Origin of the sequence: Streptomyces sp. 3MP-14, from assembly GCF_006334905.2 — a bacterium.
GTDB classification, from domain to species: Bacteria; Actinomycetota; Actinomycetes; order Streptomycetales; family Streptomycetaceae; genus Streptomyces; species Streptomyces triticirhizae.
On record NZ_VDLZ02000005.1, the window covers coordinates 284,866 to 305,894 of the forward strand.

Below are 21,029 nucleotides of genomic sequence, written 5' to 3' on the forward strand. Positions count from 1 at the left end.
GAAGGAGTCACCATGACGTACAAGGTCGAGAAGTCCGACGACGAGTGGCGCGCGGAGCTGTCCGACGAGGAGTACCGGGTGCTGCGCCAGGCCGGCACCGAGCCGGCGTTCACCGGCGAGTACACCGACACCAAGACCGAGGGCGTCTACCACTGCCGGGCCTGCGGCGCCGAGCTGTTCCGCTCGGACACGAAGTTCGAGTCGCACTGCGGCTGGCCCTCGTTCTTCGACCCGGCGGACAGCGACGCGGTGGAGACCCGCCCGGACGACTCGCTGCCGGGCCGGCCCCGCACCGAGGTGCTCTGCCGCACCTGCGGCTCGCACCTGGGCCATGTCTTCGCGGGCGAGGGCTATGGCACCCCCACCGACCTGCGGTACTGCATCAACTCCATCGCCATCCGGCTGGACCCGACCGACTGACGGCGCCCTCTCCCTCGCCGGTGGTCTCGCCGGTGATCTCCGCCGTCGCCGCCGCCAACTCGTCGACGGTGATGTGCCGTTCGTGCGTGCCGTGCTGGGTGGCGGCGAACGCGCCGGAGATCGCGCCGGCCAGCACGCAGCGCTCCAGCGGCGCGCCGTCCAGGTGCGCGTGCAGGAACGCGGTCGCGAACGCGTCGCCCGCCCCGTTGCTGTCCACCACGGCGCGGGGCGGCGTCACGGCGGGGAAGCGCCGCACCCGCCCGTCGCCGCCGGCCTCGGGGCGGGCCAGCACCTGGCAGCCCCGCGCGCCGTCAGTGGCCACCGCCACCCGCGCCCTGCCCCGTTCCACCACCGACTCCAGCACCCCGGCGGCCCGGTCGCCGAGTGCGGCCGCGCTCATGAAGAAGTAGTCCACGCCCAGCGCCCACGGCAGCATCGCGGCGTCCCGCCCGTCCCAGGCGTGCACGTCGGTCGAGGTGGTCACCGGCCGGTCGGCCAGCTCCGCCGGCAGGTCGCGGGTGAACCCGGCCGGCCCCACGTGCACATGGGCCGCGCGCTCCAGATACGGCAGCGCCACCTCCGGCGGCAGCCGCAGCTCCCACGGCAGCCGGCCGTCGTAGAACGAGAACCGCCGGCCCTCGGCGTCCACCAGGTTGACGCTCCGCGAGGTGCCGAGCGGCGCCGGCAGCGCCTCGAACCTCAGCCCCGCCGCGCGAAATCGCTCGCCGACCAGCCGGCCCTGGGTGTCGTCGCCGAGATACGTCAGATAGCTGGTGGGCCGCCCCAGCGCGTGGAAGCCCAACGCCCAGCCGGTGCCCGAGTGCGCCACATAGTCGCGGATCGGCTCCACATGCGCCAGATCGCCCTCCGGCACCGCCAGCCGCTCGACGCGGACGATGGTGTCGACGCCCGAAGTGCCCACCACCAGCACCTCGTCGGCCCTACCCGTGTGCTCGGGCACCGTTGCCTCCCAGAATCGACGGAGCTGCCAGCGTACGGAAATCGCATGGCCGTGGCCCGTGACGCGGGAGCAGGATGAGGCCCATGTTGAGTCACCTCCCGGCGTTCCTCCTCGCGTGCCTGCTGATAGCGGCCTCGCCGGGGCCCGGCACCGTCCTGATCATCCGTAACTCGCTGCGCGACCGCAGGGCCGGCTTCCTGACGGTGTTGGGGAACGAGAGCGGCGTGTTCATCTGGGGCCTGGCCGCCGCGTTCGGGCTGACCGCGCTGCTGGACGCGTCCGAGGCGGCCTATGACGTTCTGCGGCTGGGCGGCGCCGTGGTGTTGGTCATCTTCGGCATCCAGACGCTGCGCGCCGCGCGGCGCGGCAGCGGCGCGTCGCTGGCCGCCGAGCGGCCCGACGCCGAACCGGGCTCCCGGGCCCACTACTACCGCACCGGGCTGCTGCTCAACCTCGCCAACCCCAAGGCCGGGATCTTCGCCATGGCCTTCCTGCCGCAGTTCGTCCCGGCCGGCGCTCCGCACCTGCCGACCATGGTGCTGCTCGCCGCGATCTGGGCGGTCTTCGAGGTCGGCTACTACGCCACCTACGTCTGGGGCGTCGACCGGATGCGGACCCTCCTCGCCCGCCCCACCGTCCGCCGCCGCCTCGAACAGGTCTCGGGCGTCGTCCTGATCGGCCTCGCCGTCCGCCTGGCGACGGACGGCTGAGGACCCGCCGTGGTCCTGGGCCTCAGGTCCGCAGCAGCACCTGGGCCGCGTGCGGCGGCAGCGACAGCTCGCCGTCCGGCGGGTCACGACGCTCCTCGGTGTGGCTGGCCGCCAGCGTCGCGAACGGGCCGGGGCCCAGCGGCAACAGCGCCGGCTCGGACGCCAGGTTGGCCGCGACCGTCAGCGGCCCGTTGTGCAGCACCAGCCACCGCGCCGTCTCGTCGAAGTCGCAGCGCACCGCGTCCAGCCGCAGGTCGGGCGGGAGATGGCGGTGCCGGATCGCGATCAGCCTCCGGTGCCACTCCAGCAGCGCCGCCTTCGCCGGCTCCCTGACCGGCTCGTTCCAGTCCAGGCAGGAACGGTCGCGCGTCGCCGGGTCCTGCGGGTCGGGCACCTCGGCCGCCGTCCAGCCGTGGGTGGCGAACTCCCGCCGCCGACCGTCCCGCACCGCCGCCGCCAGCGCCGGGTCCTGGTGGTCGGTGAAGTACTGCCAGGGCGTCGTCGCGCCCCACTCCTCGCCCATGAACAGCATCGGCGTGAACGGGCCGCACAGCACCAGCGCCGCCACCGGCGCCAACCGCTCCGGGCCCAGCAGCGCCGCCAGCCGGTCGCCCAACGCCCGGTTCCCCACCTGGTCGTGGGTCTGCGCGTAGCCCACCAGTTGGTGGGCCCGCACCGTCGAGCGGTCCAACGGCCGGCCGTGCCGCCGGCCCCGAAACGACGAGTACCCGCCGTCATGGAAGAAGCCGCAGGTCAACGCCTTGGCCAGGGCGGCGATCGGGGCGCGGGCGAAGTCGCCGTAGTAGCCCTGGGACTCGGCGGTGACGGCAGCGTGCAGCGCGTGGTGGAAGTCGTCGTTCCACTGGGCGTGCAGGCCGTGGCCGTGGCTCTCGCGCGGCGCGACGGTGCGCGGGTCGTTGCGGTCGGACTCGGCGACCAGGAACATCGGCCGCCGCTCCGCCTCCGCCAACGCGTCGACGGCGGCCGACAGTTCGGCCAGCACATGCTCGGCGCGGTCGTCGGCCAGCGCGTGCACCGCGTCCAGCCGCAGCCCGTCGAGCCGGTAGTCCCGCAGGAACGCCAGCGCGCTGCCCACGAAGTAGGCGCGCACCTGGTCGGAGTCGGGGCCGTCCAGGTTGACCGCCGCGCCCCACGGCGTGTGGTGCCGCTCGGTGAAGTAGGGGCCGAACGCGGGCAGTCGGTTGCCCGAGGGCCCGAGGTGGTTGTGCACCACGTCCAGCACCACGCCGAGCCCGTGCTCGTGCGCCGCGTCCACGAACCGCGCCAGACCCTCGGGCCCGCCGTAGGGCTCGTGCACCGCCCAGGGCGCCACCCCGTCATAGCCCCAGCCGTGCCGCCCGGGGAACGGGGCGACCGGCATCAGCTGCACATGGGTGATCCCCAACTCCGCCAGATGCGGCAGGTGTTGGGCGGCCGCGTCGAACGTGCCGGCCTCGGTGAACGTGCCGACGTGCAGCTCGTAGAGGACCGCGCCGGCCAGCTCGCGGCCGCGCCAGGAGTGCCGCCAGGGGAAGCGCGAGGGATCGACGACGGCGCTCAGCCCGTCCGGCCCGTCCGGGAGCGCGCGCCCGCGCGGGTCGGGCAGCACCTCCCCGCCGTCCAGCGCGAAGCCGTAGCGCGCCCCCGGCTCGGCGTCCGCCTCCGCCTCCCACCACCCCTCGCCGCCGGGGGCCGGCCGCATCGGCAGCGGCCGGCCGTTCAGCTGGAGCGTGACCTCACGGGCTCGTGGCGCCCAGACCTCGAACAACATGGGTCCATGCTGGGCGCCACGCCCCGCTCAGGCCAGACCCCCCGCCGGGAAACGCGGGGCCTTCAGCCCCGGACCAGGCAGTAGCGGTGCTGTCTGATCGGATAACCGGCCCGGGCGAAGGAGGCGGCCATGCCGACGTTGCCCACGTCCGTGGCGGCGGCGATCCGTTCGGCGCCCTCGGCCACCAACATGTGGGTGCACTCGGCCAGCAGGTCGAAGCCGTAGGAGTGGCCCCGCTGCTCGGGCACCACGCCCACGAAGCCGACGCAGGGGCCGCCCGGGTTGTGCGCCGGGACCTGGATGCCCACCAACTCGCCCTCGGGCGTGTACGCCAGGCGCAGCCACTCGCGCGGCGAGGGACACCAGTGGAAGAACTCCAGCTCCTGGCGCGCCGCCGCCTCGGGGCCGCCGTGCTCCTCGATGGCGCGCAGCGCGTGGTGGTCCCTGGTGTCGCTGTGCACCCGGGCCAGCACGTCCAGCACGACGTCGTCGTCCGGCTCGGGCCGGAACGTCAGCCGGCCCGGCCGTTCGGGCAGGCCGCGGTCGGGCGTCCAGGTGTAGTGGAAGCGCTCCGTCAGCCGGCGGTAGCCGGCCTCCTCGGCCGCCGCCATCCGGCGCTCGGCGGCCCGGAACGCGGCCGGGTGCTCGCGCCAGCCCGGGGGCAGCAGCAGTTCGTACTCCACGTCCCAGGGCGCGGCGCGCAGCAGCGCCACGCCGTCGGCGTGGTCGAGGAAGTCGAAGTACTCCAGCAGCTTGGGCTGTTGGTCGGACGGGCCGCCCCAGTACGCGGCTCGGGCCACCACCGCGCCGTCGCGCAGCGCCAGCCAGCTCCACTCGGGGCGGTACTCGCCGCCGGCTGAGCGGAGTTCGAAGATGTTCCTGGGCGGGGGAAGGATGGCGCGGCCCACGAGGTTGTCGTCGGGCAGCGTGGTGGAGAGCGAGCGGAACAGCTCGCCGGGCTCGCCCTCGGCGAGCGGACGGATGACCAGGTCGGTCACGGGGTTCCCTTCGGAAGGAACGCCCCGCGCTCTTGCCTCAGTCGCTGGGACGCCCGAGGACAGCCGGGCGGAGGCGCGGGACGCGAACTACGGGTGTGCGGATCATCGTCAACGCCTCCTTCCTCGTCGGGCGGCCCATCGGGCCGAACTCCTCGGCGTCACCCGCACCCTAGCCCACCCGGGGCGAATCTGGACAGCCGGGCGGGACGTCCCCGAGAATCCCGAACATGACCACGCCCGACTCCGAGGCCCAGCGACCGCGCGTCTCCGACGCGGACCGCGAACGGGCCCTGGACGTGCTCAAGGAGGGGATGGCCGAGGGGCGCATCTCGCCCGACACGCTGCTCAGGCGCATCGAGTTGATCATGGCGGCCCGGCACCCCGACGAACTGGCCGAACTGGTCGAGGACCTGCCGCACCGCGAGGTCCCGCCGCCGCCCCACAAGGGGTGGTTGCTGGAGTCGGTCACCCGGCTCTCGGCCTTCCACCACCGGCTCCGCCTCGCCTGGCGTGCCGAGCGGCTGCCCCAGCTGGTGCTGCCGGCACCGGGACCCAAGCCGTTGGCGATAGGCCGCGCGGCGGGTTCCGGGCTGCGCCTGAACGACGCGAGCGTCTCCCGCTACCACGCCCAGCTGCGCGGCACGGCCACCGGCTGGACCCTGCGCGACCTCGGCTCGGCCAACGGCACCTGGGTCAACGGGCGTCGGGTCGCCGACACGGTGCCCGTCCGCGCGGGCGACCAGGTCCGCTTCGGTGCGGTCTCCTACCGCCTGGCGCCCCGGGAACCCACGGGCTGAGGCGCTGACGGGCCGCGTCGCGCCGCGCCCCGACGCCCGGGCGCGCCGTCAACTCGCCACGCTGCGACGGCTCGCCGTGCTGCGGCGCCCGCCGTGCTGCGACGGCTCGCCACGCTGCGGCGCCCGCCGTGCTGTGGCGACTCGTGCTCGGTCGGCGCCGCTGGCCGGCGCCGCCGTCCAACGCCCCATCGTGGCCGTGACGTTGACCGCGTGCGGAGGCGTTCGGCGAGGTCACCCCGGTGCGGGGCGCGCCGGTCCGGCCCGTGGACCGCCGTGTGTGCGGCGGTGCGGTGCGCGGGCCCGGGTGCGTGGTCCGGCGTGGATGGCCCTGGGCGTGTGGTCCCGGGCGTGTGGTGTGTGCCGGTACACCGTAACTCCCGGCACTGACAACGCGGGTCGCGCGCCGGACGGTGACAGCGGAAAGCCGGCCTGTCGCCCTAGCGGGGGCTGGGAGGTGGGGCGACAGGCCGGAGTCTCAGCGACCGGCCGGGGCGGGGCGCCCCGGGCCGGCGGGCTCGGTTCGGTTGGTCAGTTGGTCAGTTGGTCAGTTGGTCAGGCTGTGCAGCATCCCGTGGAAGACGGTCCGCGCGCTGCCACCCGTGGTGGCCGCCACGTCCTGCGCCGCGTGCGCCGCGTGGGCGTCGTGCGCGCCGCCCTCCTCGTTGACCGGCGCGGTGAACTCCGTCATCGCTTCGGGCGAGGCGGCGGTGTCGTCGCCGGGGACGGTCACCTCGCCGTTGCCGCCGTCGAAGATCACGTCCGAGCAGCCGTAGAAGGTCTCCTGGCTGTCCGAGCGCTCCCAGACGGTGTAGATGATGTGCCGCCCCTCCTTGCCCTCGGGCAGCTGGGCGTTCCAGTAGTACTCGGAGTTGGCGTCGCCCACCCCGCCCCTGAACGGCGGGTCGGTCTCGGAGTGGAAGGGCTCGTCCTCCAGGTCGTCCCAGGTGAGGGGCGAGTTGGGGTCCCAGCCGTCGACGGTCACATACTGGTGGAAGGTCCCGGGGTGGTGGGCCCACGGGTTGTAGGTGAACTCCCAGTCGGCGCCCGAGGTCAGATGGGTGGTGGGCCAGTCCTCGCTGGGGATGTCGAAGCCGGAGAAGTCGTAGACGGTGGCCCCGCCGCTGCACAGCTGGCCGTCGGGGATGAAGCCCTCGGTCCGGCCGGCGCCGTCGGAGCGCAGCACGGCGAACCAGTTGTAGAAGCCGTTCGCCCCGCTGGCCTCCAGGGCGGCGGCGCAGGCGGGGTTGGTGGGGTTGACCGCACCGGTCTCGCCGACGCTGTACTTCCAGCACAGGTAGGTCCGGCTGCCGGGGTCCATGGGGGCGCCGTGGGCGGAGGCGGTGCCGCCGGTGAACACCACGGCGGTCATGGCCGGCACGGTGGCGGCGACCGTCAGCAGTCCGAGCTTCCGCAGACCGCGTCGCTTCTGGTGGTCTCTCATCGCGTTGCGTCCCTTCGCCGTGATGAGGTGGGGGGTCGGCCAGGAGCGCGCGGACATGGACGATCTCCCGGAGGGGGCCGGGGAAGGTGTCCATGGGAGCGCTCCCAATTCCGGACCGTAACGCGGGCCCGAGTCGCGTGTAAAGACTCGTGCGTTACCTGTTCTTGACCGACGTTCACGGGGACGGCGCCCGTCCCCTCCCCGAGGGCGGCGCGCCAGCCCCCGCCCGGAAGGCGGCGCGCCAGCCCCGTCCCGTCGGGCTACGCTCAGCTCTCGTTGACCAGCAGGGCCACCGGCTCGGTCGCGAACAGGCGGCTCAACTCCACGCGCTCGCGGTGGCGTTGGCCGGTCAACGTGCTGCGCCACTCGCCGGGGGGCAGGGCGAGCCGGGTGTCGCCCCAGCCGCCCTCGGCGGTGAGGCGGTGGGAGAGGCGGGTGACGGCGGTGAGCGCCCGGTCGGCGCGGACGAAGGCGACGCAGTGGTTCGCCGCCCGCCCCTCCGCGAACAGCGGCTGGTAGCCGCCCCGTGGGCCGAACCACTCCGGGTGTGCGCGGCGCAGCCGCAGCGCGGTCGCCGTCAGCCGCAGCTTCTCGGTGGCCAGGTCGTGGCCCTCGGCGGGGCCGGCTCCGTCGAGCGCGGCGAGTTGGGCGACGGGCAGCCGGGGCGGCCTGCGGTTGTCCGGGTCGACCAGGGCCGGATAGTGCCCCTCGCTGCCCCGGTAGACATCGGGCACGCCGGGCATGGTCAGGTGCAGCAGCGTGGCGCCCAGCACGTTGGACCGGATCGCCGGCGCCAACCCGGCCGCGAACTCGGCGAGTTGGTAGAACGGCTGCCCGCAGGGGCCGGCCAGCACGAAGCGCTCAAGGCTCGCCTCGTACTCCTCGTTCCGCTCGGTCCAGCTGGTGTGGAGCGCGGCCTCGCGCGCCGTCTTCAGCTGGGTGGCCAGCAGCCGGTCGCGGTCCGGGCTGCCGAGCCCGAACGCCGTCTGCCAGGTCGACCACGCCAGGTGCGGGTCGGGGGCCCGGGCGCCGCTCGCCGCGGTGGCCTCGGTGAGCTGGGTGACCAGGGCGGCCCAGTCTCTTGGGCGCTCGGTGAGGGTGGCCTGGGCGGCGCGCACGTCGCCGCTGCGCTTGGTGTCGTGGGTGCTCAACACCGTGCCGGTCAGCGGCCAGTCCCGCTGTGTCCGGGAGCAGAAGGCGTGGAAGGTGGCGGGTGGCAGCGCGGGCGCGCCGGGGTCGCCGCCCACCTCGGCGGCCGAGAGCAGCGGGGTGTAGCGGTAACAGGCCGTGTCCTCCACGGCCTTGGCGCGCAGCGCCGAGGAGACCTGCGCGAAGCGCACCCGGAAGTCGGCCCGGTCGGCGTCCTCGCCGAACAGGCCGAGCGCCAGGTCGCGCACCGTGGCGACGGCCGACGCCTCGGCGGGCACCCGGAACGCCGCCCTGGCGCCGTCGGCCGCCGTGGCCAGCAGCGCCTCGTCCACCGGCGAGGGGGGCGCGTCGGCGGTCGCATAGGGGCGGTAGACCGGGAGCCTGACCAGCAGTTCGGTGATCGCGGTGCGCAGCGCCCAGGGCGCGTGGTCCCGACGGCGCAGCCCGTCGACCGAGCGGCAGATGCGCAGCGCGACCCGCACCAGCCGCTCGCGCTCGGCGACCAGCTCGTGGTTGATCATGCGGTACGCCGCGCGGCGCACCGTGGCCTCCCACGCGCCGCCCTGGTCGGGCGGGGCGCCGGTGAACGCCCGGTAGTGCTCGGTGAGTTCGGCCCAGCCCTCCGGGTCGACAAAGAGCGCGTCCAGGTGCCGCAGCGCGTCATAGCCGGTGGTGCCGGCGATCGGCCAGCCGCCCGGGAGCTGCTCTCCCGAGCCCAGGATCTTCTCCGCGACGATCCAGGCGCCGCCGGTCTCCTCGTGCAGCCGGGCCAGATACCCGCCGGGGTCGGCCAGCCCGTCGGGATGGTCGACGCGGAACCCGTCGATCACCCCGTCGGCCAGCAGGCGCAGCACCAGGGCGTGGCTGGCCCGGAAGATCTCGGGGTCCTCGACGCGGATCGCGATCAGGTCGCTGATGGTGAAGAACCTGCGGTAGTTCACCTCGCTGCGGCCCAGCCGCCACCAGGCGAGGCGGTAGTGCTGGGCGTCCAGCAGGTCGGGCAGGGGCAGCTCCTCGGTGTCGGCTCTCAGGGGCAGAAGGTGATCGGCGTAACGGAGAGTATCGCCGTCCACTGACAGTCGGCACAGCTCCTCGCCCAGCGGTCCGCCGAGCACCGGCAACAGCACCCGGCCGTCGCCGGCGTCCCAGTCGATGTCGAACCAGCGCGCGGCCGGCGACTCGCGCCCCTCCCTGAGCACCTGCCACAGCGGCGCGTTGCGGCGGGTGTCGGCGGGCAGCGCCATGTGGTTGGGCACGATGTCCAGCACCAGCCCCAGGCCGTGGTCCCGTGCGGTGGCCGCCAGCCGCCGCAGGCCCTCCTCGCCGCCGAGTTCGGGGCGGACCCTGGTGTGGTCGGTGACGTCGTAGCCGTGCCCGGAGCCGGGGACCGCGTCCAGCACGGGGGAGAGGTGCAGATGGGAGACGCCCAGCGAGGCCGCGTGCGGCACCACCTGCTCGGCGGCGGCGAACGGGAGGTCGGGGCCCAGCTGGAGCCGGTACGTTGACGTGGGCACGCGCGTGGCCGTCATGGAAGTCGCCTGCCCCAAGCCGGGCGCCGGCAAGCGCGGGGGTTGTGGGATCTTGCTGCGTGGTCGGGGCGTGCCACAGTAGGCTTCCTTGATCCATCAGTGGCGCGGAAGGCGGTACGAACGGTGGGCTCTTCGGGCCTGGAGCTGCCATCGGGCAACGGCGGCGAGACCGCCGAGGCGCCGGCCGGGGCCGTACCGGTGCCACGACCCATGGAGATAGGGGCCGACCTGGAGTGGAGCGCCGAGGACTGGTCGGAGGTTCGGGTGCGCGTGGAGCGCGCCGGGCGGGCGTATGTCTGGCTCAACCTGGTGGAGCAGCGGCTGCGTTCGGTGGTCGGCGCGGTGTTGCGCCCGGTGTACGAGCCGGTGCACGGCGCGGAGTGGGAGATGGCGGCGGCCGGCCCGACCGGCCAGGAGTGGGTGCAGCGGGCGGCCGCGCTGCGCGAGGTGAGCCGCCGCAAGGGACACTTGCTCGATCCTGCCGATGACACGGTGCTCGCCTTTCTGACCCTGCCTCAGTTGCGTGAACTCATGGTGCAGCACTGGCCGTGCTTCGCGCCGTATTTCGACAACCGGCGCGAGCTTGAGCTGACGCTGGACGAACTGGAGGTGGCGCGCAGCGCGGTCAGCCGCAACCGGGGCATCAACCGGGCCGTGCTGGAGCAGGCGGAACGCGGCTGCGCCCGGCTGTTGCGGCTGCTGGACTCCAGCGCGCCGGCCGAGGAGGGGCGGCTGCCGGCCGATGTGGTGGAGCAGCTGGTGGGCGACCGGTTCACCGATGTGGCGGGTGTGCACCCGGACCGGGTGCGGCTGCAACGGCAGCTGCCGGCCGAAGAACTCTTCGGCGGCGCCAGGCGACTGGACGCGATGGGTATAGGTCTGGGGCTGCTGGTGCAGAACTACCCGGGGCGGCGGCTGGCGCGGCTGGCCGAGTCCGGCTGTCGCACCCGGCTGCTCTTCCTCAACCCGGCCAGCGGCGCGATGCGCCGACGCGAGCGGGAACTCGGCCTCAAACGGGGCGAGTTGGGGCGCGCGGTGGAGACCAACATCCTCCAGGTCCGGCGGGTGCGGGCCCGGGTGCGGGACCAGGAGGCGTTCGAGATCCATGTGTTCGACGACACGCCCCGGTTCAGCGCCTACTTCGTCGACGGCGACAGCGCGGAGGGCGTCGCGGTGATCCAGTCCTATCTGCGGCGCAGCAGGGGAGTGGAGACCCCGGCGCTGGTGCTGCGGCGGGCCGGGCGGGAGATCGTGGGACGCGAGGAGCGGCCGGACGACGAGCTGAGCCTCTTCGAGACCTACCGCGAGGAGTTCGAGTGGGCCTGGGAGCACTCCAGGTCCGTCTCCTGACCGCCCAACCCGGGCTCGCCTGAACGCCTCTCACCAGGGGAAACAACGGATTGTCAGTAGCCTCCCCTATCTTCGTCACCATGAGTGAACAGAGGGAGTCCGCGGCCAGGGTGGCGCTGCTGAGAGGCGTCAACGTCGGCGGCCGGCGGAAGGTGCCGATGGCCGCGCTGCGGGAGGCGCTGGCCGCGCGCGGCTTCGGCGCGGTCCGCACCCATCTCCACAGCGGGAACGTCGTGTTCACGGCGCCGCCGGGGGAAACGGAGGAGTTGGCGGCGGAGATCTCGGCCGTGGTCGAGGAGCGCTTCGGCTTCCCGGTGGACTGCCTGGTGCTGACCGCCGAGGAGCTGCGCGGGGCGGCGCGGCGCTGCCCGTTCCCTGCGGAGGATCTCGACGCGTCGAAGCTGCTGGTGCTCTTCCTCGGCGCCCCGGTGGCGGGGCTGCCGGTCGCCGGGCTCGATCCGGCGGAGTTCGCGCCGGACGAGCTGCGGCTGGGGGAGCGCGAGGTGTTCGCCTACTTCCCGGGCGGGATGGGGCGGAGCCGGCTGGGCGCGCGGCTGGTCGGCCGCGTGGTCGGCGAGCGCGCCACCGGGCGGAACTGGCGCACGGTCACGGCCCTGTTGGCGCTGCTCGACGAGGCGGAGCCGGGCGGGGCGGAGCGGGACGATGGCTAGGCGGGGGACGGGATGGCGGACGGCCGCGCCCGGCAGCTCAGTCGGTGGCGAGGCGGGCGTGGGTCTCGACGTCGTGGCGGACGGAGCCGTAGCGCAGCTTGGCCCGCTGCCGGCCCTCGACCGCGTAGCCCGCCGCCAGGGCCACCCGGCAGGACGCCTCGTTGTCCACCCGGTGCCCCAACTCCAGTCGGAAGAGTCCCAGTTCCGTGAAGCACCAGGCGGTCAGGGCGCGCACGGCCGCGCTGGCCACGCCCCGGCGGCGGGCGGCGCCGACGGTCCAGTAGGAGACCCAGCCGCCGTCGTGCACATGGTTCACGTTGCTCACCGCGACATGGCCCAGGAGCGCGGCGCCGGGCCCGGTGCCGTCGGTCACCGCCCAGGAGTAGGCGCTGCCCTGCTCCCACCGTTCGCCGTGGCGGGCTATCCAGCGGCCGGCCGCCGCCTCGTCGACCCGGCCCTCCTCCAGCACCGTGCCGAACTGCGCGTACATTCCGGGCTCGTTGAAGGCGTCGCGGACGGCCGGCAGGTCGCTGTCCCGCCAGCGCCGGAGGGTCAGGCCGCCGTCGGCGGAGAGAGGCTCGTTCACGCGGTCCAGGCTACGGGCCGCCCCGGGCCGGCCCTTCGGCTGGTCGCCGCCCTGTGGGGGCTGGTCGGGCCGCTGGTCGGCGTGCTGACATGGCTCTGCTCTCGGCGAATTCGCCCAGGGGAGAGCCGCCTTGGCCGGCCGGGGCCGGCCGGGCAGGGTGGGGCCCATGAAGGTACTGGTGCTGGGCGGCACGGCGTTCGCCGGTCCCGCCCTGGTGGACGAGGCGTTGGCGCGGGGCTGGGAGGTCACGGTGTTCAACCGGGGCAGCAACCCGGACCCGCCGGGGGTGCGGTCGCTGCACGGCGACCGGCTGGCCCCCGAGGGGCTGGCCGCGCTGGAGCGGGGCGAGTGGGACCTGGTCGTGGACACCTGGAGCTGGGCGCCCACGGCGGTGCGGGACACGGCGCGGCTGCTGGCCGGTCGGGCCGGCCGCTACGCCTATGTCTCCTCGCGTTCCGTCTACCGCTTTCCGTCGCCGGCCGGGGCGGACGAGTCCGCCCCGCTGGTGGAGGGCGATCCGGACGCGGGGCAGACGGAGTACGCGGCGGACAAGCGGGGCGCCGAGCTGGCCGTGGAGCGGGAGTTCGGCGCCGAACGTTCCCTGCTGGTGCGCTGTGGCCTGCTGCTGGGCCCGTACGAGATGGTGGGCCGGCTGCCCTGGTGGCTCCGGCGGATCGCGCGCGGCGGCGAGGTGGTGGCCCCAGGACCGGTCGAACTGCCGCTCCAGTACCTGGACATCAGGGACCTGGCGGCCTGGACGCTGAACGCGGCGGCCGAGGGACTGCACGGCCCCTACGACCTGGTGAGCCCGCCGGGGGCGAGCACCATGGGCGAGCTGTTGGAGCACTGCCGCGCGGTCACCGGCTCCGACGCGACGTTCCGCTGGCTGACGCCGGAGGAGATCGAGGCCGCCGACATCGAGCCGTGGACCGAGCTGCCGGTGTGGCTCCCGCCGGGTCCGCTGCACGCGGCGATGCACGGCTCCGACGTCTCCCGGGCGCTGGCGACGGGCCTGACGGTGCGCCCGGTCGCCGAGACGGTCCGGGACACCTGGGCCTGGCTGGCCACCCTGCCGCCGGACACCCGGCTGGGCGGTCAGCGTTCCCCGGTCGGCCTCCCGGTGGAGAAGGAGGCCAGGGCCCTGGCGGGTTGAGGCGTCCCGGCCGTTGCCCGGAGGCGGCCGCCCGAAGGGCCGGCGGGCGGCGGCCGTCCGCCGCGCGGCGCCGGCCCGGCGGGCCCCCGTGGCGTGGGTCAGGCCGCGCGGGATTCGGCTCAGGCCGCGCGGCGTTCGGCCGGCTGGGCGGCGGGCCGGGGCGGGGTCACCGGCAGGCCGGCGGCGCGCCAGCTCTGGAAGCCGCCGATCACATCGGTCGCCCGGCTCAGGCCCAACGTCCGCAGCGAGGCCGCCGCCAGGGAGGATGCGTAGCCCTCGTCGCAGAGCACGATCCAGCGCACCTCGGTGTCGACGGCCTCCGGCACGCTGGCCCCGCTGTCGGGGTCGCAGCGCCACTCCAGGTGGTTGCGCTCGATCACCAGGGCACCCGGCACCGTGCCGTCCTGGGCGCGCTGCTCGTGGATGCGGGTGTCCACCAGCACCGCGCCGGCGCGCCACTCCCGGTAGGCCTCCTCGGCCGTGACCCGGTCCAACGCCTCGCGCGCCAGGGCGAGTTGCCCCTCGATGGTGGTGCGGGTGGTCCGTGCCTCGCTCATCGGGGTTCCCTCAGTCCTCGATCGGGTCGGTGCGGTGCAACAGCAGCGCGCCGTCCCCGGCCTCGGTGTAGTAGGACATGGTGCTCAGGATCGGGGCATAGGCGTGGATGCTCACCGCCGGCTCCGTGCCGAGGTTGGTCACCTCGTGCACATGGCGCGGGCCGAAGGCGCGCACCGCCGAGACGGCCAGGCCGCGCACCCGGGGCGGCCGGGGCGCCTCCGCTCCCGGCAGGACGAAGGAGCGCTCGGTCAGCTCCCCGCGCACCACCCCGAACGCCCCGGAAGCGCCGCCGTGGTCGTGGATCTCGGTGCCCTGCCCCGGGAGCCAGCTCAGCAGCCACACCTCGTGGTCGGCGCCGGCGGCCAGCCGATGCCACCAGCGTTCCGGCCTGGTGAACCGCACCAGCGGCTCCCACAGGTCCACGCGGGCGGCGTAGGCACGCACCGTGGCGGCCAACTCCTGGGGCGTGCGCGGGTTCTCGACGACGGGCGGCGGCGCGGCGGCGGACGCCGTCGCGGCGGCGGTCACGTCCGAGGACGAGGCGGTGGACAGGGCGGTGGACATGGCGATCCTCACGAGACGGGTGGTGATGCGGGCGGGTTCGACCGGGGAGGCAACTCGGCCAGGGGCCGCAGGGCGTTCAGCCGGGACGACCGGCAACGCGGGGAACCACACCCGACGGGAGACCACCGGGCGCGGCCGTTCCCTCAGGCGTTCGGGACCGCCCCGGCGGGGGCGGTGCGGAGACGGCGCTCAGAGACGGCCGCGACGACACAGCGCGCTGGCCACGCGGACGAGATCCACATGGCACCGCGAGAAAAGGCGCTTGCTGGTCGGCATGGCGAAAGAAGTACCGCGAGACCTCCTCCCCGGTCAAGTGCGCCCGGGGCTTCCGCCTCGCGAACCACGCGCCAACCCCCCGCCGCCACACGGAGGAACGCGCCCCGCGATATCGGGAAGTGGACGCCCGTTGTCCCGTGATGTGAGACGGAACACCACAATCTTGACGGCGACCAAAGGGGGCTGGCATTCTCACATATCGTGAGTCAGGCTGACTTTCTCGTAGCGCGGCTGCACGTCGATCTTCGGCGGCAGGCCAGCGCGATCTGTGCCGTCGGACGCTGAAACAGCGACCAGCCGACGCACTTCCTCGGCGCGTTCGTTCCCGTGCATCGCCTCCCCGCGTGCACCCCCACGATGCGCCGGCCCACCGACTCCGTTCACCAGCACGGCGGTTCCGCACCATTCCGGACAACTCCGAGCCTTTCACGACTCCGTTCCACGCCGTCCAACGGCCTCCGGCCGAAAACGCCGCGCGGAACCGGAATCCACGGAGTTCCGGAGGAACCACCGCACGGTCACGGTTCTCGGTGGGCCAGGGGAATTTCGCGGCTGCCTCGGGGCCACCACGCCCCACCCGTCACAGGACGCGAATTTCCGTCAGGGAAAGGCAGCAGGGACCATGACCAGCAGTGATTTCGACATTCGCAGGATCGGCGGCCGCATCGGCGCCGAGATCCTCGGCGTCGACATCTCCCGCCCGATCGACCCGGCCGTGGTCGGCGAGATCAACGGCGCCCTCATCGAGCACAAGGCGCTCTTCTTCCGTGGGCAGTCGCTCGACGACGCCGCCCAGCTCCGGTTCGCCTCGCTCTTCGGCGAGTTGACCACTGCCCACCCCACCGTCGGCTCGGCCGACGGCCAGCCCAACATCCTCGCCGTCGACGGCGACGGGGTGCGCTCCAACCGGTGGCACACCGACGTCACGTTCATCCGCACCCCGCCCAAGGCGACCACCCTGCGCAGCCTGGTGGTCCCGCCCTACGGCGGCAACACCCTGATCGCCAACACGGCCACCGCCTACCGCGACCTGCCCGAGGCGCTGCGCGAGCTGGCCGACCGCCTGTGGGCGGTGCACACCAACGACCACGACTACGCCGAGCCGAAGACCGCCCGGGCCGCCGAACACCGCCGGCAGTTCGTCTCCCGCCGGTACCGCACCGCCCACCCCGTGGTCCGGGTGCACCCCGAGAGCGGTGAACGCGGCCTGTTCATCGGCGGGTTCGCCCAGCGCCTCGTCGGCTTCAACGCCGACGACTCCCGCGACCTGCTGCGCATCCTCCAGGGCTATGTGACCCGCCCGGAGAACGTCGTGCGCTGGAGCTGGGCCCCCGGCGACCTGGTGATCTTCGACAACCGCAGCACCCAGCACTACGCGCCCGACGACTACGGCACCCTGCCCCGCCTGCTCCACCGGGTGACCGTCGCCGGGGACGTTCCCGTCGGCGTCGACGGAGAGCGCAGCCGCGTCGTCGAGGGCGACGTCGCGGAGCACTACACCCCCGCCTCGGCGGCCTGACCCTTCGAAGACCCAAGGAAGGAAGGAGCCGAAGATGCGGCACCTTACCGCGCTCCCCGACCTGTCCGAACTCTCCGATGTGACGGTGACCCTGGCGCCGGAGAGCCAGACGGCGGACGGCTCCGTGCCGCTGGTCGGCTATCTGGTGCTGGCCCCGGCCGGCACCCAGCCGGCGCAGCTCACCGAACTGCTCGCCGCGCAGGGCGCGTTGACCACCCCGCTCCGGCCGGCCGCCGTCGCACCCGAGGAGCCCCCCGGCTCCCGGGGCATCGTGGTCGACACCGAGGAACGCACCGCGACCGTGGACGGCGTTCCGCTGCGCCTGACATACCTGGAGTTCGAGCTGTTGGCGCACCTGGTGCGCCATCCGCACCGGGTCTACACCCGGGAGTCGCTGGTCGCCACGATCTGGGGCTACGGCCCCGTCGGGGACCAGCGCACGGTGGACGTCCATGTGGCCAGGCTGCGGCGGAAGTTGGGGCCGGCCTACCGGGAGCGGATCGTCACGGTGCGCCGGGTGGGCTACAAGTACGTCCCCCCGGCCGGCTGAACGGGCTGAGCCGCGCGGCTCAGCCCTGAGGAAACCGGTGGCCGCGCGACGGCCGACGGGCCGACCGGCTCCGGCCGGTCGGCCCGTTCGGCCGCGCGCGGCCGTCTCACGGTGTAACGGTCCTGGCGGGCGACCATGCCCGGCGTGGAGACGGGAACGTACGGGGTGCTGGAGGATCTGGCCCGCAACCGCGTGAACCTGAACAAGGTGATCACCACTGGCCGGACATGCTGCGGGTCGCAGGTTCCCTGGTCACCAACCAGGTCAGGGCGTACGACCTGCTGCGGATGTTCGGCCGCGAGGGCCGCCCGACCCCGCTGGGGCAGGCGTTCGCCGAGTACGGGCGGATCGCCAAGACCGAGCACCTGCTGCGCGTCGTGGACCCGGTCGACGACACCTACCGAAGGCAGATGAACCGGCAGCACACCGCGCAGGAATCCCGCCACAGGCTCGCCCGGGACGTGTGCCACGGCAAGCGCGGCACCATCCACCAGGCGTACCGCGACGGTATGGAGGACCAACTCGGCGCGCTCGGCCTGGCCCTGAACGCCATCGTGCTGTGGACCCCCGCTACATCGACGCCGCCGTCACCCAACTCCGCGCCGAGGGCCACGAGATCGCGGGCCAGGACATGGCCCGCCTCTCCCCGCTGAAGCACCGCAACCTGAACCTGCTCGGCCACTACAGCTTCCGCGCCTCCACCCCGGCCAGCGGGGTACTGCGGCCACTGCGGGACCGGGCACCCCCGACTGGGACGAGGACGACGATGGCAGCGAGGAATGAGCAAACCGGCAGACCGGCCCCGTTGATCCGGGCATGAGAGCCGAGGCGTCCCTCAGTCTCGACGACGATCCGCAGGGAACCGCGAGTCGGCGACGGGCGGATTCCGTGGTGGAGGTCTCGACACTGGTCATCGGGGTTGCGGAAGTTTCCGCCCGCGGACACCTGCTGCCTTCTCGTCAAGGCTGGCGGTCTTGAGACCGCAGGGATTGTGGGGCAGGTAGCGGGAGAGCCAGACCGGTCTTGATGGTGTCGAAGGCCACCAGGGTCTCGTAACGCCTGATGTTGTCATCGGCCTTGAACAGGCGGTCGCCGAGGCGGCCACAGTCGCGCATGCTGCGTGCCGCCAGGACGATCACGTAGTCCCACGGCCCCGCGACCCGGTAGCACTGCTGGACCTGTGGTTCGCCTCGCATCCGTTCGGCGAATACGCGGTGGTGTTCGAACGATTCCTGATTCAGAGTCACCAGGACCGTCGCCAGGACAGTGGGGCCGAAGCGGTGCGGGTCGAGCACGGCGACCTGCCCGGCAATGAGGCCGTCCTTGCGGTAGCGGGCGATCCTGCGCTGGACGGCGCTCGGTGAGAGCCCGACCCGTTCACCGAGCTCGTGCAACGTGCGTCCGACGTCGTACTGGAGCAGATCCAGCAGCAGAGCGTCGATCTCGTCCAGGCGTGGTGGCGGCGATTCAGGCACACAAAATTATTGCGCCTGGACGCGAAAAATCTCAATCGCTTCGATCGAGCGTCCGGCTAGCGTCAGTCACGTCCGCAGCCCCGCGGAAGCGGAAGGGGAGGCACATGGACCTGGATGTGGCGCGCATCGAGCACGCCGTACAGGTGATCGATCCGGTATTCCTCAATATCCCGCAGTACCTCGACGAGCAGTCGTGCACGGCGTTGGGCGACCGCGCGGTGGCCGTGAAAGTGGAGACGGCCAATCCGGTGCGCGGTGTCAAGGGCCGGGGCGCCGGCCGGATGCTGAGCACACCGGCTCCCGGAATGCCGGTGGTGTGCGCGAGTTCGCGCAACTTCGGGCAGGCCGTCGCCTACGCGGGACGCTCCCCGGGATGCCGGTCGTGGTGTTCGTGCCCGAGACGGTCGCCGGCCGCGCGGTCCGCCTCGAACACGTCCGCACCTTCGCCGACGGCATCGCGGTGCGCACTTGCTGGAGACCTCGGTGCGGCGGGCCCGCGCGCCGGTGGACGAGATCGTCCTGGTGCCCGACCACGCCATCGCCGCCGCCATGGAGCTGGCGGCGCGAACACTGGCGACCCTTCTGAAACCCGCGGGGGCGGCGGTCCTGGCGGCGATCGCCGAAGGCGCGGTCGCCGGCGACCGGTTGACGACGGTGCTGACCGGTGCCAATCCGCGCCCCGAACAGGTCCGTGAGCTGGCCGCGCGGCTCACCGGCCTCGCATAGGCGTCGAGTCCCGCCGAGTGCGCGACCGTCTGAAGAGCAAGGGAGAAGACATGGATGAGACCACCGATGTGAGGCGGCCGCCGCAGCCGGACTTCTCGGCGATCACGACCGAGGAACTGATCGCCTACCGTGCTGTGGAGAACGGCTGGCGGGCGTCCAGCGCGGCGCGGGCGCTCCTTGGCGAACCCGATCCCGGCGCCGCGATCGAGTGGCAGGACGTTGCGCTGCCGGGCCGCGTCCTGCCGGTCCGGGTGTACCGGCCGCTGCCGACGGGCGACGGTGAGGCCACCGCCCGAAGCGACCTGCCCCTCGTGGTCCATGTCCACGGAGGCAGCTTCGTGGGCACGGCGGTGCAGTGCGACTGGACCAACAGCCACCTCGCCGTGGGGCTGCACGCCCTCGTCGTCTCGGTCGAGCACCGCCTCGTCGCCCCGGAAAGTCCGCTCGCGAACGCCGCCGACGACGGCTGGGACGTGCTGCAGCACGTGGTGCGGCACGCCGCCCAGTGGGGCATCGACCCGGCGCGCACGGCCGTCTTCGGTGAGAGCTGCGGCGCGCTGATCAGCGCGCTGACGGCCATCCGAGCCAGGGAGGCCGGCCTGAAGCTCAGGGCGCAAGTGCTGGTCAACCCCGCGGTCGACGTGACCGAAACGATGTTCGACTACCCCTCGATGGCCGAGTACGCATACCGCCCGACCCGAGCCTTGCCGCAATTGCGGCTCTTCCAGCGGCTCGCCGTCCCACCGGGACACGACGCCGGTGCAGTCTCGCCGCTGTACGCGGACGACCTGAGCGGACTCGCCCCGGCTCTCGTGGTCGTGCCCACCCATGACGCGGTCGCCGACCACGGCCGCCGCTACGCCGAGCGGCTCCGCGAAGCAGGGACCTCCGTACGGCTCTCCGAATACCCGGAAGCACAGCACGCGTTCCTCACATTGCCTGGAGTGGCACCGCAGGCCGAGACCGCCCAGGCAGAGATCCTCGCGTTCCTCCGCGCAGCCATGGCCAAGTGACGGAGGAGCGAAGCACCCCGCCCTGGGACCCGATGTCACCGTGTTCGGCGCCGGCGGCTTCCACGGCGACGGGGCAAACGAGGAACTTCTCGGCCTGGCCCTCACACCGCACGGTGCCCCCACCGCGCCGGCCGCCAGGACAGAGTCCACCGCTTCGCCGGAGGTGTGGTCCCAGCCGGTTCGTCCGACGATCCGCGGCGTGCCTGCGAAGCATCGTCGCGACGGCCGCGTACCGACCTCATCGGCCTGTACCACTTCGCCCGCATCGACCCAATGAAGAGAGAAGAATTCTGATGACAAGACCGGCCCATGCCCGAGGAGTGCTTGGAGCGGTATCCGTGGGCCTTGCGCTCACTGTCCTCGCGACGATCGCCTCGTACGTCGACCTCGGCACCACCCATCTGCTGGCCGATCACATCCGGGCCGGCTATCCCGGCTACTCCCAGGCGCGGATCGACTCGGCCGTCACGACCTACCTGGTCGTGTCGTCCGTTATCGGAGTGCTCGGCGTCCTTGGCTGGCTCACGGCGGCCTGGGCCGTCAGGGCAGGCAAGCGGTGGGCCCGCCCCGTCGCGACCGTCCTGTTGATGCTCGGCGCCGGCATCGGACTGGCCGGGCTGCTGACCAAGGACACCTCCGGCGCGACCGGATTGCCGCCGGAGCTGGGTTGGGCCGGGATGCTTCCCTGCCTGGCAGGTGTCGTCGCGGTCATATTGCTGTGGAGAGAACCGCGACCGACATGACGTCGGCTTCGTCCGAGTCCCTAGATGAGGAGCCGACGGCAGGCATCGCGACCGTACAGATCCGCACCG

The 21,029-nt window shown here is 73.1% G+C and carries 21 protein-coding genes and 2 pseudogenes; 14 read left to right on the top strand and 9 right to left on the bottom strand.

Annotated elements, in window-relative coordinates; genetic code table 11:
* Positions 1-12: 12 nt before the first annotated feature.
* Positions 13-420 (top strand): peptide-methionine (R)-S-oxide reductase MsrB, encoded by a 408-nt coding sequence (msrB, locus tag FH609_RS09890; protein ID WP_139666845.1) that lies wholly within the window; start codon positions 13-15, stop codon positions 418-420.
* Here the strand turns inward: msrB and FH609_RS09895 are convergent.
* Positions 383-1,381, bottom strand: a complete 999-nt coding sequence (locus tag FH609_RS09895; protein WP_139666844.1) for a carbohydrate kinase family protein — start codon at positions 1,379-1,381, stop codon at positions 383-385. The two genes, msrB and FH609_RS09895, sit on opposite strands and share 38 nt — an antisense overlap.
* A gap of 83 nt (positions 1,382-1,464) precedes the next feature.
* Between FH609_RS09895 and FH609_RS09900 the strand changes: the two genes are divergently transcribed.
* Positions 1,465-2,091, top strand: coding sequence for a LysE family translocator (locus FH609_RS09900; protein WP_139666843.1), 627 nt, complete (start codon positions 1,465-1,467; stop codon positions 2,089-2,091).
* Between the two features lie 22 nt (positions 2,092-2,113).
* On the opposite strand, the gene treZ is transcribed toward FH609_RS09900, so the two are convergent.
* Both treZ and FH609_RS09910 read right to left on the bottom strand, forming a co-directional pair.
* On the bottom strand, positions 2,114-3,862 hold the full coding sequence (gene treZ, locus FH609_RS09905) for a malto-oligosyltrehalose trehalohydrolase (RefSeq protein WP_139666842.1): 1,749 nt from the start codon (positions 3,860-3,862) through the stop codon (positions 2,114-2,116).
* A gap of 62 nt (positions 3,863-3,924) precedes the next feature.
* Positions 3,925-4,860 carry a GNAT family N-acetyltransferase gene (locus tag FH609_RS09910; protein WP_139666841.1) on the bottom strand — a complete coding sequence of 312 codons (936 nt, stop codon included), beginning with the start codon at positions 4,858-4,860 and terminating at the stop codon, positions 3,925-3,927.
* 227 nt (positions 4,861-5,087) lie between these two features.
* Between FH609_RS09910 and FH609_RS09915 the strand changes: the two genes are divergently transcribed.
* Positions 5,088-5,657, top strand: a complete 570-nt coding sequence (locus tag FH609_RS09915) for a DUF1707 and FHA domain-containing protein (RefSeq protein WP_139666840.1) — start codon at positions 5,088-5,090, stop codon at positions 5,655-5,657.
* 544 nt (positions 5,658-6,201) lie between these two features.
* Here the strand turns inward: FH609_RS09915 and FH609_RS09920 are convergent.
* Both FH609_RS09920 and treY read right to left on the bottom strand, forming a co-directional pair.
* Positions 6,202-7,098: a lytic polysaccharide monooxygenase gene (locus tag FH609_RS09920; RefSeq protein ID WP_139666839.1), complete on the bottom strand. Its 897-nt coding sequence runs from the start codon at positions 7,096-7,098 to the stop codon at positions 6,202-6,204.
* 266 nt (positions 7,099-7,364) lie between these two features.
* Positions 7,365-9,776 (bottom strand): malto-oligosyltrehalose synthase, encoded by a 2,412-nt coding sequence (gene treY / locus FH609_RS09925; RefSeq protein ID WP_139666838.1) that lies wholly within the window; start codon positions 9,774-9,776, stop codon positions 7,365-7,367.
* A gap of 123 nt (positions 9,777-9,899) precedes the next feature.
* Between treY and FH609_RS09930 the strand changes: the two genes are divergently transcribed.
* Positions 9,900-11,126 carry an SAV2148 family HEPN domain-containing protein gene (locus FH609_RS09930; RefSeq protein WP_139666837.1) on the top strand — a complete coding sequence of 409 codons (1,227 nt, stop codon included), beginning with the start codon at positions 9,900-9,902 and terminating at the stop codon, positions 11,124-11,126.
* A gap of 80 nt (positions 11,127-11,206) precedes the next feature.
* Positions 11,207-11,797, top strand: coding sequence for a DUF1697 domain-containing protein (locus FH609_RS09935; RefSeq protein WP_139666836.1), 591 nt, complete (start codon positions 11,207-11,209; stop codon positions 11,795-11,797).
* 37 nt (positions 11,798-11,834) lie between these two features.
* On the opposite strand, the gene FH609_RS09940 is transcribed toward FH609_RS09935, so the two are convergent.
* The gene (locus tag FH609_RS09940; protein WP_226961533.1) at positions 11,835-12,383 is read right to left on the bottom strand and encodes a GNAT family N-acetyltransferase; all 549 of its coding nucleotides are present in this window, start codon (positions 12,381-12,383) and stop codon (positions 11,835-11,837) included.
* Positions 12,384-12,549: 166 nt separating this feature from the next.
* Here FH609_RS09940 and FH609_RS09945 point away from each other — a divergent pair, with 166 nt between their 5' ends.
* Positions 12,550-13,536: an NAD-dependent epimerase/dehydratase family protein gene (locus FH609_RS09945; protein ID WP_139666834.1), complete on the top strand. Its 987-nt coding sequence runs from the start codon at positions 12,550-12,552 to the stop codon at positions 13,534-13,536.
* 119 nt (positions 13,537-13,655) lie between these two features.
* On the opposite strand, the gene FH609_RS09950 is transcribed toward FH609_RS09945, so the two are convergent.
* Entirely contained in the window at positions 13,656-14,093 is a 438-nt protein-coding gene (locus FH609_RS09950) for a rhodanese-like domain-containing protein (RefSeq protein ID WP_139666833.1), read from the bottom strand.
* A 10-nt stretch (positions 14,094-14,103) separates the two neighbouring features.
* Entirely contained in the window at positions 14,104-14,658 is a 555-nt protein-coding gene (locus FH609_RS09955; protein WP_139666832.1) for a cysteine dioxygenase, read from the bottom strand.
* Positions 14,659-15,135: 477 nt separating this feature from the next.
* On the opposite strand from FH609_RS09955, the gene FH609_RS32390 reads away from it, so the two are divergent.
* The 4 genes and pseudogenes from FH609_RS32390 to FH609_RS09975 all read left to right on the top strand — a co-directional run.
* The gene (locus FH609_RS32390) at positions 15,136-15,219 is read left to right on the top strand and encodes a putative leader peptide (RefSeq protein ID WP_405378896.1); all 84 of its coding nucleotides are present in this window, start codon (positions 15,136-15,138) and stop codon (positions 15,217-15,219) included.
* A gap of 337 nt (positions 15,220-15,556) precedes the next feature.
* Complete coding sequence (locus FH609_RS09965) at positions 15,557-16,453, top strand: TauD/TfdA dioxygenase family protein (RefSeq protein WP_139666831.1); 897 nt, start codon at positions 15,557-15,559, stop codon at positions 16,451-16,453.
* Positions 16,454-16,487: 34 nt separating this feature from the next.
* Positions 16,488-17,003, top strand: coding sequence for a winged helix-turn-helix domain-containing protein (locus FH609_RS09970; RefSeq protein ID WP_139666830.1), 516 nt, complete (start codon positions 16,488-16,490; stop codon positions 17,001-17,003).
* Between the two features lie 117 nt (positions 17,004-17,120).
* Positions 17,121-17,823 (top strand): annotated as a pseudogene (locus FH609_RS09975) (Tn3 family transposase); the annotation flags it as partial.
* 139 nt (positions 17,824-17,962) lie between these two features.
* Here the strand turns inward: FH609_RS09975 and FH609_RS09980 are convergent.
* Complete coding sequence (locus FH609_RS09980) at positions 17,963-18,478, bottom strand: Lrp/AsnC family transcriptional regulator (RefSeq protein ID WP_139666829.1); 516 nt, start codon at positions 18,476-18,478, stop codon at positions 17,963-17,965.
* Positions 18,479-18,582: 104 nt separating this feature from the next.
* Between FH609_RS09980 and FH609_RS32395 the strand changes: the two are divergent.
* From FH609_RS32395 to FH609_RS31005, 4 genes and pseudogenes are all read left to right on the top strand, one after another.
* Positions 18,583-18,885 (top strand): annotated as a pseudogene (locus FH609_RS32395) (pyridoxal-phosphate dependent enzyme); the annotation flags it as partial.
* A 61-nt stretch (positions 18,886-18,946) separates the two neighbouring features.
* Complete coding sequence (locus tag FH609_RS31575) at positions 18,947-19,204, top strand: hypothetical protein (protein WP_226961565.1); 258 nt, start codon at positions 18,947-18,949, stop codon at positions 19,202-19,204.
* A 50-nt stretch (positions 19,205-19,254) separates the two neighbouring features.
* On the top strand, positions 19,255-20,217 hold the full coding sequence (locus FH609_RS09995; RefSeq protein ID WP_139666828.1) for an alpha/beta hydrolase: 963 nt from the start codon (positions 19,255-19,257) through the stop codon (positions 20,215-20,217).
* A 338-nt stretch (positions 20,218-20,555) separates the two neighbouring features.
* A complete protein-coding gene (locus FH609_RS31005; RefSeq protein ID WP_226961534.1) occupies positions 20,556-20,960 on the top strand; it encodes a hypothetical protein in 405 nt (134 codons plus the stop codon).
* The last annotated feature ends 69 nt before the right edge of the window (positions 20,961-21,029 follow it).

Coding starts and splice junctions, on each gene's coding strand:
- msrB (WP_139666845.1), top strand. CDS start 13: ATGACGTACAAGGTCGAGAAGTCCGACGACGAGTGGCGCGCGGAGCTG.
- FH609_RS09900 (WP_139666843.1), top strand. CDS start 1,465: ATGTTGAGTCACCTCCCGGCGTTCCTCCTCGCGTGCCTGCTGATAGCG.
- treZ (WP_139666842.1), bottom strand. CDS start 3,862: ATGTTGTTCGAGGTCTGGGCGCCACGAGCCCGTGAGGTCACGCTCCAG.
- FH609_RS09915 (WP_139666840.1), top strand. CDS start 5,088: ATGACCACGCCCGACTCCGAGGCCCAGCGACCGCGCGTCTCCGACGCG.
- FH609_RS09920 (WP_139666839.1), bottom strand. CDS start 7,098: ATGAGAGACCACCAGAAGCGACGCGGTCTGCGGAAGCTCGGACTGCTG.
- treY (WP_139666838.1), bottom strand. CDS start 9,776: ATGACGGCCACGCGCGTGCCCACGTCAACGTACCGGCTCCAGCTGGGC.
- FH609_RS09935 (WP_139666836.1), top strand. CDS start 11,207: ATGAGTGAACAGAGGGAGTCCGCGGCCAGGGTGGCGCTGCTGAGAGGC.
- FH609_RS09945 (WP_139666834.1), top strand. CDS start 12,550: ATGAAGGTACTGGTGCTGGGCGGCACGGCGTTCGCCGGTCCCGCCCTG.
- FH609_RS09950 (WP_139666833.1), bottom strand. CDS start 14,093: ATGAGCGAGGCACGGACCACCCGCACCACCATCGAGGGGCAACTCGCC.
- FH609_RS09955 (WP_139666832.1), bottom strand. CDS start 14,658: ATGTCCACCGCCCTGTCCACCGCCTCGTCCTCGGACGTGACCGCCGCC.
- FH609_RS09965 (WP_139666831.1), top strand. CDS start 15,557: ATGACCAGCAGTGATTTCGACATTCGCAGGATCGGCGGCCGCATCGGC.
- FH609_RS09970 (WP_139666830.1), top strand. CDS start 16,488: ATGCGGCACCTTACCGCGCTCCCCGACCTGTCCGAACTCTCCGATGTG.
- FH609_RS09995 (WP_139666828.1), top strand. CDS start 19,255: ATGGATGAGACCACCGATGTGAGGCGGCCGCCGCAGCCGGACTTCTCG.